This window comes from Nocardiopsis lambiniae (genome assembly GCF_031845465.1).
GTDB classification, from domain to species: domain Bacteria; phylum Actinomycetota; class Actinomycetes; order Streptosporangiales; family Streptosporangiaceae; genus Nocardiopsis; species Nocardiopsis lambiniae.
In genome coordinates this window covers 1-15395 of record NZ_JAVREP010000023.1, presented here as the reverse complement: position 1 = coordinate 15395, position 15395 = coordinate 1, and the positions used below count along the sequence as shown (strand labels likewise).

The 15395-nt window shown below is 67.2% G+C and carries 13 protein-coding genes; 11 read left to right on the top strand and 2 right to left on the bottom strand.

From position 1 onward, the window contains the following. The first annotated feature begins 18 nt into the window (after window positions 1–18). From cas7e to RM479_RS23715, 10 genes are all read left to right on the top strand, one after another. Window positions 19–1206: a type I-E CRISPR-associated protein Cas7/Cse4/CasC gene (cas7e, locus tag RM479_RS23760; RefSeq protein ID WP_311513931.1), complete on the top strand. Its 1188-nt coding sequence runs from the start codon at window positions 19–21 to the stop codon at window positions 1204–1206. Continuing rightward, window positions 1199–1927 (top strand): type I-E CRISPR-associated protein Cas5/CasD, encoded by a 729-nt coding sequence (cas5e, locus tag RM479_RS23755; RefSeq protein WP_311513930.1) that lies wholly within the window; start codon window positions 1199–1201, stop codon window positions 1925–1927. Before cas7e ends, cas5e begins: the two co-directional genes overlap by 8 nt. 53 nt (window positions 1928–1980) lie before the next feature. After that, window positions 1981–2601, top strand: a complete 621-nt coding sequence (gene cas6e, locus RM479_RS23750) for a type I-E CRISPR-associated protein Cas6/Cse3/CasE (RefSeq protein ID WP_311513929.1) — start codon at window positions 1981–1983, stop codon at window positions 2599–2601. Between the two features lie 209 nt (window positions 2602–2810). After that, a complete protein-coding gene (locus tag RM479_RS23745; RefSeq protein WP_311513928.1) occupies window positions 2811–3503 on the top strand; it encodes a pyruvate phosphate dikinase in 693 nt (230 codons plus the stop codon). Next, complete coding sequence (locus RM479_RS23740; RefSeq protein ID WP_311513927.1) at window positions 3500–4396, top strand: hypothetical protein; 897 nt, start codon at window positions 3500–3502, stop codon at window positions 4394–4396. Before RM479_RS23745 ends, RM479_RS23740 begins: the two co-directional genes overlap by 4 nt. Further along, on the top strand, window positions 4389–5057 hold the full coding sequence (locus RM479_RS23735) for a thymidylate kinase (RefSeq protein ID WP_311513926.1): 669 nt from the start codon (window positions 4389–4391) through the stop codon (window positions 5055–5057). Before RM479_RS23740 ends, RM479_RS23735 begins: the two co-directional genes overlap by 8 nt. Beyond that, window positions 5054–6085, top strand: coding sequence for a hypothetical protein (locus tag RM479_RS23730; protein ID WP_311513925.1), 1032 nt, complete (start codon window positions 5054–5056; stop codon window positions 6083–6085). The genes RM479_RS23735 and RM479_RS23730 overlap by 4 nt, the downstream gene beginning before the upstream one ends. After that, window positions 6082–7014, top strand: coding sequence for a DUF2797 domain-containing protein (locus tag RM479_RS23725; RefSeq protein WP_311513924.1), 933 nt, complete (start codon window positions 6082–6084; stop codon window positions 7012–7014). The genes RM479_RS23730 and RM479_RS23725 overlap by 4 nt, the downstream gene beginning before the upstream one ends. A 13-nt stretch (window positions 7015–7027) precedes the next feature. Further along, window positions 7028–7702 (top strand): HIT domain-containing protein, encoded by a 675-nt coding sequence (locus tag RM479_RS23720; RefSeq protein ID WP_311513923.1) that lies wholly within the window; start codon window positions 7028–7030, stop codon window positions 7700–7702. A 77-nt stretch (window positions 7703–7779) separates the two neighbouring features. Continuing rightward, window positions 7780–8676, top strand: a complete 897-nt coding sequence (locus RM479_RS23715; protein WP_311513922.1) for a phosphotransferase enzyme family protein — start codon at window positions 7780–7782, stop codon at window positions 8674–8676. Here the strand turns inward: RM479_RS23715 and RM479_RS23710 are convergent. After that, the gene (locus RM479_RS23710) at window positions 8670–9992 is read right to left on the bottom strand and encodes a hypothetical protein (protein WP_311513921.1); all 1323 of its coding nucleotides are present in this window, start codon (window positions 9990–9992) and stop codon (window positions 8670–8672) included. The two genes, RM479_RS23715 and RM479_RS23710, sit on opposite strands and share 7 nt — an antisense overlap. Window positions 9993–10395: 403 nt before the next feature. Here RM479_RS23710 and RM479_RS23705 point away from each other — a divergent pair, with 403 nt between their 5' ends. Continuing rightward, the gene (locus RM479_RS23705) at window positions 10396–11286 is read left to right on the top strand and encodes a hypothetical protein (protein ID WP_311513920.1); all 891 of its coding nucleotides are present in this window, start codon (window positions 10396–10398) and stop codon (window positions 11284–11286) included. 3106 nt (window positions 11287–14392) lie between these two features. On the opposite strand, the gene RM479_RS23700 is transcribed toward RM479_RS23705, so the two are convergent. Next, on the bottom strand, window positions 14393–15395 hold a 1003-nt coding region (locus tag RM479_RS23700), incomplete at its 5' end, for a tetratricopeptide repeat protein (protein WP_311513919.1).

Genomic DNA, 15395 nt, shown 5'->3' with positions numbered 1-15395 from the left:
GGAAGCGACCTGACGACCATGATCATCGAGCTGCACCTCCTCCAGTCCTTCCCGGCGAGCAACCTCAACCGCGATGACCTGGGCCAACCCAAGTCAGTCACCTTCGGTGGAGCCCTGAGGGGACGCGTCTCCAGCCAAAGCCTCAAGAAGGCCGCGCGCTCACTCTTCCCCGAGGTCGGTCTCGCTGAAGGGGAGACCGCCTGGCGCACCAAACGGCTGCTACTGAAGGCGGCACGGGAACTGACCCCAGGCATTGGGGAGGGCGGGGCCCAGGAGCCCGGTGACGAGGAGCGCACCATTGTGCGGGAGGCTCTCCGTCAGATGGGGTTCGAGTTGGACGCCAACGACTTGACCCAGTACCTGCTGTTCGTCGGTACCAGAGCTGTCGACGACCTCGCCACATTCTGTCGGGACAACCGCACGAAACTACTCGCGGATGCCGAGGCCCGAGAGAAGGAGAAGAAGGCCAAGAAGGACAAGGGAACAGCCAAGAAGAAGGCCACCGACGACGCGAAGAAGGTCGCCGAGAGGATCCTCGATGCCCGGCGTGCGGTCGACATCGCTCTCTTCGGCCGCATGGTCACCGACAACAAGGACTTCAACGTCGATGCGGCCTCCCAGGTCGCCCACGCTATCTCCACCCACTCGGTGGCGAACGAGTTCGACTTCTACACCGCCGTTGACGACCTCAAACCCGAGGGCGAGGCCGGAGCGGACATGATCGGTACAGTCGACTTCAACGCCGCCTGCTACTACCGCTACGCCAATCTCGACCTGGGTCAGTTGCGCCGCAACCTGTTCGGTAAGCAAGCGAAACCGGACGAGGACGACGAGGACCTGCTGAGGCGGGCCACCAGCGCGTGGCTCAACGCGTTCATCCGGGCCGTTCCCAGCGGCAAGCAGAACTCCATGGCCGCCCTCACCATGCCCGACACGCTCCTTGCCGTTGTGCGCGACAGCGGCTCCTGGAACCTGGCCAACGCATTTCTCGACCCGGTCCCCGGTCAAGGGGTCATGGGGGAATCGACGAAGCGGATGTGGCAGCATTTCCAGCAGCTACGCGGCTTCTACGGCGACGAAGAGCTTCGTGCGGTCGCGGTGGCCTCCCTGTCCAGCGATCTCGGCCAGATGGGGGTCCCGGAGGATGAGCGTGCCGGAAGCCTACCTGAGTTTACCGGAAAGGTCCTGGGAGAGGTCCGTGACTGAGGCGGTCTTGGCGTTGCGTTTCGACGCGCCGATGCAGTCCTGGGGCATGCGCTCGCGTTTCACCCACCGTGACACCATGCGGGAACCCTCCAAGTCCGGGGTGGTGGGACTGCTGGGTGCCGCGCTGGGGACCGAACGCACCGACCGGGGCCGGATCGCGGAGTTGGCAGGCCTGCGCATGGCCGTGCGAGTCGATCGCGAGGGCATCGTCGAGCGCGACTACCAGGTGACCACCGACGTCCCCACGACCAAAGGCGCTGGCCACCGCAACGTCGTTAGCCACCGCTACTACTTGGCTGATGCGCTCTTTCTCGTGCTGCTGCAAGGAGAGCGTGTGTTTCTGGAGCAGGTGGCTGCGGCGGTGTGCCACCCCCGGTGGCCCCTGTTCTTCGGGCGCAAGGCCCACGTGCCAGCGTCCCCGTTGATCCTCGCCGAGAGCCGAGGACTTGGGACGGGGATTCGCCGGGAGAACACTCTGGAGGAGGCCTTGGCGGAGCACCCCTGGCAGGAGGAGCACCGAGAGCTGTGGGATAGGGCAGAGGATGCCCCGATGCTGCGTGCCGTCGTTGAGGTTCCCGCGGCGGAAGCCGACGCAGAGTCCCGCTACGACGTGCCTGTGACGTTCGAGTCGGGGAACCGTGAGTTCCGCCAGCGGTACGTGCGTGTTTGCCATGTCGCCGTCCCCGAGACGAGAGAGGGAGGGTCCGCACCGTGTACCTGAGCCGATTGCGTCCGTACCTCCGTTCACGTGCCTACCGGCGCGACCACGTTGACGTGCAGCACATGCACCGCACCCTCATGTCGGCGTTCCCCGAGGTCGCCTCTGACGGGTCTGCGCGTCAGAAGAACGGGTTGCTGTGGCGCCTGGACAGGACCGACTCCGGCCACGTGCTCTTGGTGCAGAGCGCTGTCGAACCCGACTGGGGGAAGTTGCCCTCCGACTACCTGGCCGTCCCTGCCGAGACCAGGGACATGGGGGGTGTGTTCGAGGCGATCACTCCCGGGCGGATACTGTCCTTCCGCTGCACAGCCAACCCCACGCGCATCGTGCGCGACCCGGCCGCCCCGAAGACCGACCGGGGGCGGCGGGTGGCCTTGCACGACGAGAAGAGCCGCCTCGGCTGGATCGCCCGTAAGGGGGAACAGCACGGGTTCGTGATCCCAGCGACCACTGACGGTGCTATGGCGGTCGACGTGGTCCCCCTACCGCCCATGACCGGGTACAAGTTCTCTTCCTCGGGGCGCACAAAGATCACCGTGTCACCTGCCCAGTTCGATGGACGACTGGTAGTGACGGACGCCGAAACCTTCGTAGAGGCGGTCCGGACAGGGATCGGACGGGCGAAGGCTTACGGGTGCGGACTGGTAAGCCTGGCATCCGTTCTCTCTAGGTGACCATGTTTCGTGCCGGATGTGGTGGAGGCTGTGGTGTGTGTCGGGATCGCCTCCCGTCACTCACGATGGAGCCGCTGCCCCACGTCGGTGAATCTATGACTGGCTGGTCATGGGACCGCTCCTCTGGGCTGGCCACAGTGGGCGCATGGATGGATTCAAGGAAGCGGCATTCAGCCTGACGATCCGCGTCGAGAGCAGGTGGCGCCTTGGTGGCTGACCTGCTCTCTCAGCGGTTGGACCCCGACATGTGGGGGCACAAGGCGGCGCGGTTGAGCCAGGTCGCTGACCTCGGGCTCCCCGTGCCCCCGGGGCTCTGCCTCAGTTCTGCCAGCCTGGCGCACGGAACCAGCGAGGCGATCACCTCGATCTGCACTTGGCTGAAGCTCTACCGGCCCCGCCGAGTCGTGGTGCGCACGAGCTCGACCCTGGAGGACGGGCTGGAGCGCGCACACGCGGGGCGATCGGTGTCGCTGCTGAACTGTCCGCCCGATGCCTCAGCGCTGGCCCGGGTCATCGACCAAGATCTCCTCCCACGGGAGGAGCTGGAGGCCGTCCCGGGCGGGTGCGTTCTGGTCCAGGAACAGGCTGAAGCGTCCCTGTACGGTGTGGCCTTCATCAGCAAGGATCGCCTGCTGGTCGAAGCATCCCCCTATCCGGACGGAGCCACCGCCGGGATGCCGTTGCGTATGCGAGCTCGGCGTGACGCCCGCCGGTTCAGGGCATCGACCGGACCCGAGCAGGTCCCGAGCCTCGCCCTCACCGCGCAGCTCCACCCCTTGTGCCAACAGCTCAGCGCTCACTTCGGGTTCGATGTCGACGTGGAGTGGGCCTGGAACGGCGCGATGGTCCTGGTGCTCCAGGTACGCCCGATCACACAGGCTGCCCTGGAGTGGGCCTCATGAGCGACTGGGACAAGATCGAGGCCGTCAACGCCCTCGAAGCCCACGGGCTACTGCGTGTACCGATCCGTGTCGTGCGGCGACCGCACCAGATGAGTACTCGGGCCCTGCGCGACAGCTTCAGCGAGCACCGACTCCTGGTGTTGCGCACCGCGGCCACGTCCGAGGAACGGAACCTGCCTCGCCTGGTCGGTGCCACACCCGCAGCCGCGGCGAAGTGGATCATTGATCTCGCTCCGGGGCTGTCTGTACTGGTGCAGCCCTATGAGCAGGTGCTCTTCTCCGTTGAACTCGCGGTCTACGAGTCAGTGGTGGTGGCCGAGATCGTTCCTGGAATCTGGGAGCTGGACAGCCGTCTCACTCCCGCCGTCCTGGTGGTGAAGGACGATGGCCTCGAACTCACCATCCCGGACACCCGTCTCCAGGAGGCTCGCTTCCACGACCCCCACCACGGAACCCGACAACGACCGGCCCGTGTTGATGACTGGCAGATCGCCACCCTGGTGGTTTGGGTTCGTGAACACCGTCGCCACCTGACAGCCCTTTTCGACGACCTGGGCCGGCCGTTCGGTCTCAAGCTGCACCACTCCAGCCGCTACGGGCTCTCCGCCCAGAACATCCGCAGCAGTGTGCCCGAGCCCGACACCTGGCAACAGGACACCCCCGCACCTCCGGTCAACACGGCCTTGCTCTCCTCGACCGACGCACCTCTACCCGACGGCCCCGTTCTGCTCGACGTGTCCGTTGCTCGCGAGGAGCACACCCGCCTGGCCGCGTTCATCGACCGGCTCCACCGGGCCGGGACACAAGAGGTGTACCTGCGTTCAGGCCTGCTCTCGCACCTGGCCATCAACCTTCGCGAAGCCGGAATCACCGTCAGGAGCGCCCATGGCTGAGTTCTGGACTATTGAGGGCATCGACGGAGCGGGCAAGAGCCACCTGCTGTCCCGCCTGACCACCGTCCCCTCGCATGCCACCGCCCTGAGCAAGGACGATCCGCCCCACACCGGGAACACATGGCTGGACCGGCGCCTTGCCCTCATGCACGACCTCACCTGGGGTTACGACCACGCCGAACCGGTCTGGGACTACCCGGCGCACTACTGGCTGCACTCCCTCGCGGCCTGGTACACGCTCTTCCACCACGCCTACGTGGCACCCGCACTCGACCGGGACCGGCCGGTGGTGGTCGACGGCTGGTACTTCAAACACCAGGCCCGCATGGCCCTGTCCGGCGACGAAATCCTTGTGTCCCAGGCCGAAGACGTGTTCTCGGCCCTGCCGCAGCCCGACCGAGTCGTCCTGCTCACCACCACGGCGGAGGTGGCCACCACCCGCAGGGCCGGAACCTCCAAGCCCTCCGAACACGGCGCCTTCACCACCAAGCGAGCCACGACCTCCTCCGCTGCCTTCACCGACTACCAGACCCGTACCGCCCGCGCCCTGGAGGTACTGCTCAGCACACACCCGGCACCCGTGCACACCCTGCCGAGCACCTCAGACGAAACGGATCTCCTGCCCCTCCTGCCCCTCCTGCGCGGAGAGGTCAACGCGTGAACACCACCGCGACCAGCGCCGTCCTGGCCAGCGAACACACCATGGGCGAACGCCTCCCCGATTACGTCCTCCCCAAGATCCCCCTGGACCTGCTCACCGCCGCCCGTGGCCGGGCATGGGTCTACCCCAACCGCTCCCTGAGCTTCCTCCTCGGCGGCGACAAACGCGTGGGCAAACGCTTCAACTGGCGCCGCCCTTACTTCACCCTCGCCGATGGAGTCCTGCACTGTGTGGTCCCTCCCGGCCAGGACTACACCCACCACTACGCGGAGCTTCTACGCGCGGCCTGCGCCATGACGGACCTACCGGCCGAGATCACCGTCGAGCAGCCCGTCCCCGGACAGGGGCTGGTGTTCGTCGACCACTGGCTCCCACGAAATCTGCCCGCACACGACTTGGCGATCCTCGGTTACGTCGAACCCCTCCTCACCCGGCCACCGGCCTTCGGCACCGGCTGGGACCACCGCCCCGGCTTCGGCTGGCGCACCGCCCGCGTCGGCCGCTCCACCGCGCTTCTGCTGGGATGCGAGTTCAGCTTCTGGGGTGATCTCGCCGGTGACCTGGTCACCGCGCTGATCGCCCGCGGTCACACCTCGGGGGTGCTCTACGTCGGCAAACTCGGCGGCCTCCAGTCCGACATGGAGCCCAATACCGTCATCGTCACCGGCACCACCAGCCAGGTGAAGGGCCGCCCCCTCTCCTGGAAGAGCGCCCTGGACCTCGACCCGGCACTGCCCGGACTGCACGACCGGGCCCGGCACATCACGGTCCCCAGCGTCCTGGACGAAACCCGTACCTGGCTCGAGCAACACCGTGCACACTTCGACGTGGTGGACCCCGAGATCGGGCACATGGCCCTCGCCGCCACCACTGCCCAGGTGCCCTTCGACTACCTGCACATCGTCACCGACAACCTCAACGGCACCCACGACCACGGCCTGTACGCCGAACGCAGCACCCCGGTCGCCACCCGGCGCCGCCGCTGCCTGCACCACATCGAAACGATCCTGCACCGGAGCCTGGCATGAACCCGACCGCACCCGTCACCCTTCTCGGCTTGGACTGGAGCGACCTCGACACCCCGCGCTTGCGCACCACCGACCCCGACCACCCCGAACACAGCCTGCTCCACCCCCTCCTGGGTAAGCACGCCTTCCGTGTCGACGGCGAGCAGCGGCGCTGCATCGGATGGTTCGACCTCACCGGAGCCGAGGGCAGGCACGTGCGCTGCCGCACCGACGAGGTCGTCACCCGGGGCAAACAGTGCCGACGCTGCCAGTACAAGGAAGGGTTCATCGCCGCCCACCAGGCCCACCGCACCCCCGAGGCGCTGCCCGAGAACATCCGCGACTACCTCCGGCAACCGCACTGGCTCTACCTCGACGTCTTCACCAACGGCACGACCAAGGTCGGCACCGCAGCCGACTCACGCCGCCGCAGTCGATTGGCCGAGCAGGGACCCGTCGCCGCCCTCTACCTGGCCCGTACCAAGGACGGGGCCACGGTCCGCACCCTGGAGTCCGCCGTCTCCCAGCACTTCGCGCTGCCCCAACAAGTCCAAACCCGACGCAAGGTGCTCGGCCTGCAGAACAGCATCGACACCACCGCCCTCATCACGAAGCTGACCGACCTCGCAGCCCAGGTCACCCCCTACCTGAACAAGATCGCCGACGAACAGCCCGGCACCGAAGTGCTCGCCGCCCCCGAACCCTGGATACGCCCCGCCTGCTCCACCGCCGTCTTCGAATCCGCCCCCGTGCTCGCCCACCCCGACGATCTCACCCAGGGCACACACCGGCTGCACATCGACGGGGCCGCCGGCCCCGTCGCCGTGTTCTCCACCGAACCCGAACCCGACGCGCCCCGCCACTGCGCCGACCTGAGCAGGCTCATCGGCCGATCCCTCGCCCCGGCCACCGCCGAGGATGCTCCCACCGGCGCGCCCACCCTGTTCTGACCCGGAGGACCCCGTGCACGAGACCACCCTGAGCGAGATCTGCACCTTCTGCTGCGAGGTGGAAGGCGGCGACGACTCCAACCTCTTCTACGACCTGGGCCTGGCCCGGACCCGCACCGACTACGTGCTCCTGGAGAGCGAACACTTCGTCGTCATGCCCTGCATCGGCGCACTCACCGACTGGTACCTGCTCATCGTCTCCAAACGCCACACCCTCTCCGTGGGCTGGCTGGACGAGGACGAACACGCCGACCTGCGCACCGTCATCCCACAGGTCACCGGCCTCATCCGCCGACGCAGCGGTCTGGACAGCCTCGTCTTCGAACACGGCAGCCTCGACTTCCGTGACAAGGGCGGTGCCTGCTACGACCACACCCACATCCACGTCGTGGCCACCGACCACGACCACCGGCGCTTCCTCGACCACATTCCGGCACCCGTCACCATGCGACCCTGCACGGACTGGATCAGCGCCTCCCGCCGACTGGTTGAGGAGGAACAACGCTCCTACCTCGCCCTGGGCACACCCGACCAGGACTGGATCGGCACCGCCACCGGAGCGCCCTCCCAGTTCTTCCGCCGCTGCCTGGCCACCTGGATGGGTGCTGAAGAGGGGGAGTGGGACTGGCTCACCTTCCCCCAGACCGACCGGGTCCACCGCATGGGCACGGCCCTCAGCACCAGGTGACCCGTCTCGCCCCCTCACCACGGGATGCTCCGCTCGAACGCGGGGCGGGTGCACGGCCCCGGCATAGGCTGGGGCCCGTGGCCCACACCGAGGACTTCACCGAGCGCGCCCTGCGCGCCGTCCACACCGCCGCCCAGGCCCTGGGCGCCCCCGAGACATCGGCTCACGGGGGGCCCGAACTGATCCGCATGGGGGAGCGTGCGGTGTTCCGTCTGCGCGACGGAGCCGTCATCGCCCGGGTCGAACGCTCCGCGGCCAGATGGGCGGAGGCCGACCGGGAGGTGCGGGCCGCCCGATGGCTGGCCGAACAGGGCCTGCCGGTGAGCCGCCCCCTGCCCGGCGAACAACCCGTTCTGGCCGAAGGCACCGCCGTCACGCTCTGGGAGGGGGTCCAAGGGGAGTGGACTGTCCCCCGGGAGTTGGCCAAGCTCCTACACGCGCTGCACGGCCTCATCCCGCCACCCGAACTCGATCTCCCCGAGCTGGACCCTTTCGACCGTGTGGCCGAACGCATCGACACCGCCCCCGGGCTCAGCTCCACCCAACGCGACCAACTACGTCAGACCCATCGCGACCTGGCTGCCCGGTTCCCGACCACCACGCCGGTGCTGGGCATACACGTCATCCACGGCGACGCCAACATCGGCAACGTCCTGGCCACCCCGAACGGTGTCGTGCTCTTCGACCTGGACGGCATCTGCTGGGGTCCACCCGAGTGGGACCTGGTCCTGGCCGCTCTCTACCGGGACCTGGGCTGGCACAGCGAAGCCGAGTACACCGACTTCTGCGAGGCCTACAGGTTCGACGTCACCGCCTGGGAGGGCTACCCCCTCTACAAGCAGATCCGGGAACTGCGCATGACCACCTGGCTCGCCCAAAAGCGCGGGGAGAGCGCCGAGATCGACGCCGAGATCGACCGGCGCATCAGCGACTTGGCCGACCCGCGACGCCTACGGGAGTGGAACCCCTACTGAGCAGCCGACACCACGGCCCGTGCCTGGTTCAGGAACCGGTCCGCCGTCGGCTGCCCGCGGTAGGGCCGCACACTCCGGGCGAACGCGTCGAGGTAGCCCACGCACCGGGCCGAGGACGTCGCCCGCACCTGCGGCAGCACCACGGAGCCCAGATGGCAGGCCTCCTCGACCTCGCCCTGCCCCAGCACGGCAGCCGCCAACACCAGACGGGTGAAGACCCGGCTGCGCGCGTACTCCTCCCCGATCGAGGACGCCAGGCTCTGCTCCGCCAACCGCCGCGCCACATGGGCATGGCCCAGATCGCGATGGCAGTGGGCGACCTCGTCGGAGTACTCCGCATGGTCGAAGTAGCCGATCCACTCCGGATCGGCCCCCGGGTCACGTCGACCGAAAGCCCGCTCCGCCTCGCTCATCGCCTGGAAACACGCGGACTTGTCCTGTCCGGCGGCGTGGGCACGTGCCTCCATCATCAGGAACTGCGCCCGCATGGTCTGTGTCGCCCGCTCCCCGGCACCGGCCAACGCCGCCCGGGCCAGGTCCCGCGCCTCGGCGTGCGCACCGACGTAGTTGGCCTGGTGACTCATCGCCGAGAGCACACTCGCCCCGAGCAGCCGGTCGCCCGCATGCGCGGCCAGGTCCAGAGCCTGAACAAAGTAGCGCCGGGCAGCGCCGTTGCGCTGGGCGTCGTAGGACATCCACGCCAGCGAGAGCACGAACTCCGCGGACACCGCGAACAGAGTCCGGCCGACCTTCTCCGCATGGGACTTCCGAAGCAGCGGAACCACCGTGCCGTTGAGGTAGTGCACCGCCGCCGCTCGCGCGTTGTCACCGCCGAAGCGGTTGTCCAAGGCGGAGAACGTCGCTGACGCGCTGCGGATCGCCGCGACCGGACCCTCTGCCACGTGAGCCTCGGCCCCACCGGAGGCGGGCCCTGACACCAGCCAGGAAAGCACCGCGGAACTGACCGCCGAGGCCGGTGGCTGCTCCTCCACACCTGGGACGTCCTCCACGTCCACACCGGCCACCTGCCCCAGGACTTCGGCGGTCTTCTGCGGGGAGCCGTTCAGCGCAAGGCCCAGCTCCGGTGGGACGCGCTCCATCGCGGGGGAGGGAATCTCGTACCCGTGCGTGATGCCCTCGACCACCCGTCGGACGGTCTCCTGCTTCCGTAGCTCCCGCTGGCCGCTCAGGACCCGGGAGACCATCGTCTGGGACAAGTCGCACATCCGCGCGATGGCGTCCTGGGCCAGGTCGGTGTGCCGGAGCAACAGGCGGATCAGCGCGTTGGCGTCCCCTTCGGCCGCGGCCCGCCGCACCTGGGGGATGCGCCAGAACCGCGCGGGAACACACGAGCAGGCGCCACTGCCTCGGCATCGACCACAGTTTCCGCAGAACACGGGGGTGCCTTCCACTCGAAACCTCGGGGCGGGTGGGTGGCACAGAAGACTACGGGCGCCAACTCCAGCTCCGCCATGACCGGCTTGTCATGACCACCATGCCCGCACGGTCATGGGGATGTCAGCGGTTTCTCCGGACAGTGGCTCTATGACCCCAGCGACAACGTCCGAGACCGGCCCCGTGGTGGCGAGAAGCTCACACCGCACTCGTAAGGGGCCCGCACACAGCACCGACCCTGATGGACACTGCGATTCCCCGGCACTTTCGAGGGCAGAACCCGATTCCTCCGAAACAGGCGACCACAACCTCGCCAGGGGCGCTGTGAGATCTCCGCGCGGCTCGAACGAGTTCGGACCGTTGTTGCCCCGGCCCAGGGCCGATGACCCGGTCGGGCACGGCTACACGGCCCTCCAAGTGGTGCGGTTGGCGGTGTGGGCGGCGCGGGAGTGCCGCTGGGTGAACGGCATGGACATGGTCCACCGAGCCGAGACCGCCTGGGAAGCGATCACCGAGCACCTGCAACTGGTCGCGGCCCGTCCGCAGGAGACCGAGCTGATCGCCATCGGGTGGAAGGCGATGAAGGCCCAGCACTACCAGGACCTCAAAGCCCACGGACTGGGCGGCAAGGACAAAGCCCTGGTCTCCCGGGCGTTCCTGCGCTACTGGACCAGCGCCTCAGCACCCGCTCACTCCCACGAGGACCTGCTCGTGGACCGCATCGCCCTGGTCCAGATCTGGGCCGCCCTCACACCGGCCCATCGCCAGGTGCTGACCGCGCTGGCCGAACACGACGACCGCCGCCGAGCCGAGCGCGCGGTGAACATGGACACGGCGGCTTTCACCCGGACCTTGGGCCGAGCCAGACGGGCGTTCTTCGCACTGTGGCACGAGGGAGAAACCCCCTCGAAGATGTGGGGCTATGACCGGCCCGGGGCGCGCCACCAGAACGTGATGTACCTGGTGCGGCTGCGCAAGCAGCGCGCCTCGAAGCGCAAGGCCGCAGGCATGGTGCCCCACCAGGGACATCGCCCGCCCAAGGAGTTGGGGGTGCCCAACAGCGAGCTCCTGGCCCGCTTTGAGGGAGGGGAGACCTACGCCTCTCTGGCCCGGGAACTCAGCGTCAACGCGGACCTCATCAGGGCCCGCGTGAACAAAGCCCGCACGGAAAAGGGACTATCCTCCGACAATCGGGCGATCTCGGTGCTGGGCTGAGGAAATCCGACCTTTTTCGTACGGGGTTGAAGAACCTCGATCACCAAAGCGAACATCGACCAGCCCTGCGGGAACAGCGCATTCCTTGCGGGCTTTAGGGGCTTTTGTGCCCTTTGTGTGGTGTGGGTGGGAAGCGCAGTTCCGGGTGGCGTACGGCCCCGGGGCCATTGACACCCGACCAGGCCACACCTTGATGGAGAACGAAGAAGTGGAGGCGCCCCGACACGGTGCTGTGAACACCGCGCCGGGGCTGAATCCCCACCTGAGTAAGCAGGAGGAGATCGTGGAAAAGCATAGCGGGCGGCACCGCAAGCGCCGACAGGGCTGGGGCGAGCACCTGCGTTGGGTCCTGGGGGTGGCGCTCGCCGCCGTCTTCTGCAGCCCGACCGGGCAGAGCACTCGCCCGGTGGTGGAGGTGCATCAACCGCTGCCGGCGCGGCGTTCGGCCCAAGGCCGTGAACCTGGCCCGGGCAGGACTGCGTGCAAGATGGGTGTGGAGGTTCCTCGGCCCCAAGCTGGGCAAGCACCTACGAGCACGTACACAGCCGGGCCGCCGCCCCACCAGCGTGAGTTGTACACGGGGCGGCGTGGGTGGTGTGAGGACGATGACGGGGTGCGCGGGGTACGCCTGTACCTGGCCGTGCACGAGAAGAACCAGCACGCCCGGCGTCGTGCGAAGACGGTGCCACCCGTGCATCGCCGAGGGGGCTCGGTGCCCGGGGGCACAGAAGCAGGCGGTGGTGAGCCGCCCTTGGATATGAGCGACTTGGCCGCAGTGGTACGTCAGTGGCAGGCACTGCGGCAGCCCGTGGCCTGACCTCGCACAGAAGCATCCAGGGCCGTTCCCTTCGAGGGAGCGGCCCTGGTTCGATGCCCTGGCCCACCTGCACCGGGCCAGTGGGCTCGTGGGGACCGGTCGAGGTCGTCGACCGAGGCGGTGCCGGTGAGCGAGACCCACTCGGTCATCACCCACACGGGCTGAGGGCGGCCTGCGACGGCGATGAAGCGATGGCGCTGATTGTGTGCGATAACAAGAATCTCGAAGAATGGTTGTGGGTTTTCTTATTCAGCGACTCGACGCCACGCTTCCGCGCTGGAAAGAGCTCAAAGAAGCCCAACTTATCACCGTCAATCACGGAGGTCTCACTGGGCCGTGCCACACCCTCCGTCTCCGGCCCCAGGTCCGCGCTGAGGGGTAGGTGAGAGGCAGTGAATCAGTACTCCAACGCCCCCTCCACCGATCACTCCAACACCCTCTCCACGCCTGTGGGCCCCCATGAAACACTCGTTTTCTCAGGTCAGAGTATGTTTAAGGGGTGTGACTCAAAGCCAGACTTATACCCAGTGGGTAGTCACCTTCACATAGGGGCGGCGACCCCTACGGTGACCCCTCGCCCGCTCGCCCCACGTGCCCCTCCTGTCTCCTCCCCGGCCCGCCCCTCCGCTCCCCTGAGTGTCCCTGCATTACTCAATTCCTCTAGGTGTTCAAGAGTGCATGCTTCGACCTCGGTCCGGGTGGAGGCCTGATCAGTTCATCCTTGTTTACATTCGATTCCCTGATGAATAATAGAGTGGCCAATAATGTGTTCTCAGGTGTGAGGAATCACGGCGCAGAGCGAGCACGAGGCCTGGGACGCTTCACGCGCGGTACGTGCGTGCGGAGGCTTGCTGGTTGGCCCCGGTGCAGTGTGGCGGTTTGAGTGATAGATAAAAGAATGCTCGGTGAATCAGAGGAGGCCTTTCTTGCGCGGCTACCCAGCCCTCGGGTCGGGAAGGGGGCGAAAACAGGGGGTTCCAGTGACTATGCCGATAGCCCTACCAGTGACTATGCCTGTGACTATGCCTGTGACTATGCCGATAGGCCTACCTGTGACTATGCCGATTCCCCTGGTGGTGCGATCAGGCTGAAATCCCGCATCCTTGCAGTTCAGCGGGGGTTTGAGCTTGACTCGCGGGGCCAGACTTATACCCAGAGGGTAGTCACCTTCACGTAGGGGGCGGCGGCCCCGGCCTGCTGACGGGTCGGCCGACCGGCGACCCCGACCCCTTTCTTCCGCTCTGGCCTGCCCGTCATCTCCCACCCCTCGCCTTTCATTATCACTTATGAAAATGTTATTAACTCACCTCACTAAACCCATTATTTTGGGATTGGACGGCCATCCAAAATCGGTGCGCGCGTTAAAGGAATGATCGTGCGGGTGCGCGCCGAGCACGACCCTGCCGCAGCCGTGTGCTCTGGTGCGCCGCCGTGAGGTGGGCGGGCAGCAGCGGAGGCGGGGCACGGCTGAGGAACCGCAGACGGATCCGATGCGCGGCGAAGCGCTCTGGTCGAGAAGGTCATGGCCGTAGCAGGAGATGCGTTCGAGCTTGCTGGGACCTTCGCCGTTCAAGGTCTGTTGGGGCTGCTGGCGCCGTTCTGCGGGCGTGTCTTCTTCGACGGGTGAGGTTCGGGGTGTCGAAGTCCCGGTGTGGGAGCAGCTCTCCTACTGGGCGAGGGAGAAAACCCAAGGAGCGTATGGGTGTGAGGGGTGAGCACGGGGCGTGGGTGGCCCTTCGTGTCCGGGGCCGTGTTCGTGGTTCGGGACTGGCGTGGGGTGGCGGGTCGGACGGTTCCCGGTCTGCCCGGACGGTGGGGGCGGTGTGGGGCCACCAGCGCCCCCATGCCGCCCCCACCACACCCGGCCCCGCCCCAGGGGGCGAGCCCGGGGTTCGGGCCCCACGCGGGGGCGTTGGTGGCCGCGAACAGGGAATGCGACATAACGCCCGTATCGGGCAAGGGGGCGGTTGGGTTGTTGTCAGCGAACCCGCTTGATCGCCTCGGTGAGGCCGAGCGTAGGTGTGTCTTGCCTGGCCACGCTTGGGGTGAGTGTGTTCCCGGAGGAGGTCAGGGCAGCGGCCGAGGTCACGGCTGCCCTGCTGGGCGGAAGTCGTGGCGCTGGCTGAGGCGCGTGGTTTGGTACCGGTGCGGTAGCCGGTTCAGGGGAGCACACCAGGAGCACCGCAGGGCCGCTGGCCCCGAGTGAGGACGAAAGTTCACCCGTCCTGACCTGCGGTTTCCTTGCACCCAGGGCGCGAGGGCCATCGGATCAAAGGTCCCCTGGCCGGGTCATTCGTTGAGCTGTTCATTCCGCCAACGTTGCAGGATTCGGTGGCTGGCCTGTGTGTCGGGGTGGTCGGGACCGAGTACTCGTTCCTGTTCTCTTGCCAGGGTGGACCGGAGTTTCACCGCTTGGGTGGTGTCACCGGACTCATAGGTCCGGTGGGCGAGGTTGTTGCGGGTGGTGAGGGTGTCGGGGTGGTCGGGTCCCAGTACCTGTAGTTGGTCGGTGAGGAGTTCGGCGTAGGCGGTGGCGGCTGCTTGGGGGTTTCCTGCTTCGCCCAGCATGTAGGCGAGGTTGTTGCGGGTGGTGAGGGTGTGGGGGTGGTCGGGTCCCAGTACCTGTAGTTGGTCGGTGAGGAGTTCCCGGAATGCGTCTGTGGCTGCTTGGGGGTTTCCTGCCTGGCCCAGCCATGCGGCGAGGTTGCCTCGGGTGGTGAGGGTGTGGGGGTGGTCGGGTCCCAGTACCTGTAGTTGGTCGGTGAGGAGTTCGGCGTAGGCGGTGGCGGCTGCTTGGGGGTTTCCTGCTTCGCCCAGCATGTAGGCGAGGTTGCTTCGAGCGATGAGGGTGTCGGGGTGGTCGGGTCCCAGGACCCGCAGCATCTCGGTGAGGAGTTCCCGGAATGCGTCTGTGGCTGCTTGGGGGTTTCCTGCCTGGCCCAGCCAGCGAGCGAGGTTGCTTCGGGTGGTGAGGGTGTCGGGGTGGTCGGGTCCCAGGACCCGCAGGCGGTCGGTGAGGAGTTCGGCGTAGGCAGTGGCGGCTGCTTGAGGGTTTCCTGCTTCACCCAGCCATGCGGCGAGGTTGTTGCGGGTGGTGAGGGTGTCGGGGTGGTCGGGTCCCAGGACCCGCAGCATCTCGGTGAGGAGTTCGCTGTGGGCGGTGGCGGCTGCTTGGGGGTTTCCTGCCTGGCCCAGCCATGCGGCGAGGTTGTTGCGGGTGGTGAGGGTGTGGGGGTGGTCGGGTCCCAGGACCCGCAGCATCTCGGTGAGGAGTTCGGTGTAGGCGGTGGCG

Excerpts from the sequence above, each read along its gene's own strand:
- cas7e (WP_311513931.1), top strand. The coding sequence starts at position 19 with ATGATCATCGAGCTGCACCTCCTCCAGTCCTTCCCGGCGAGCAACCTC.
- RM479_RS23740 (WP_311513927.1), top strand. The coding sequence starts at position 3,500 with ATGAGCGACTGGGACAAGATCGAGGCCGTCAACGCCCTCGAAGCCCAC.
- RM479_RS23735 (WP_311513926.1), top strand. The coding sequence starts at position 4,389 with ATGGCTGAGTTCTGGACTATTGAGGGCATCGACGGAGCGGGCAAGAGC.
- RM479_RS23725 (WP_311513924.1), top strand. The coding sequence starts at position 6,082 with ATGAACCCGACCGCACCCGTCACCCTTCTCGGCTTGGACTGGAGCGAC.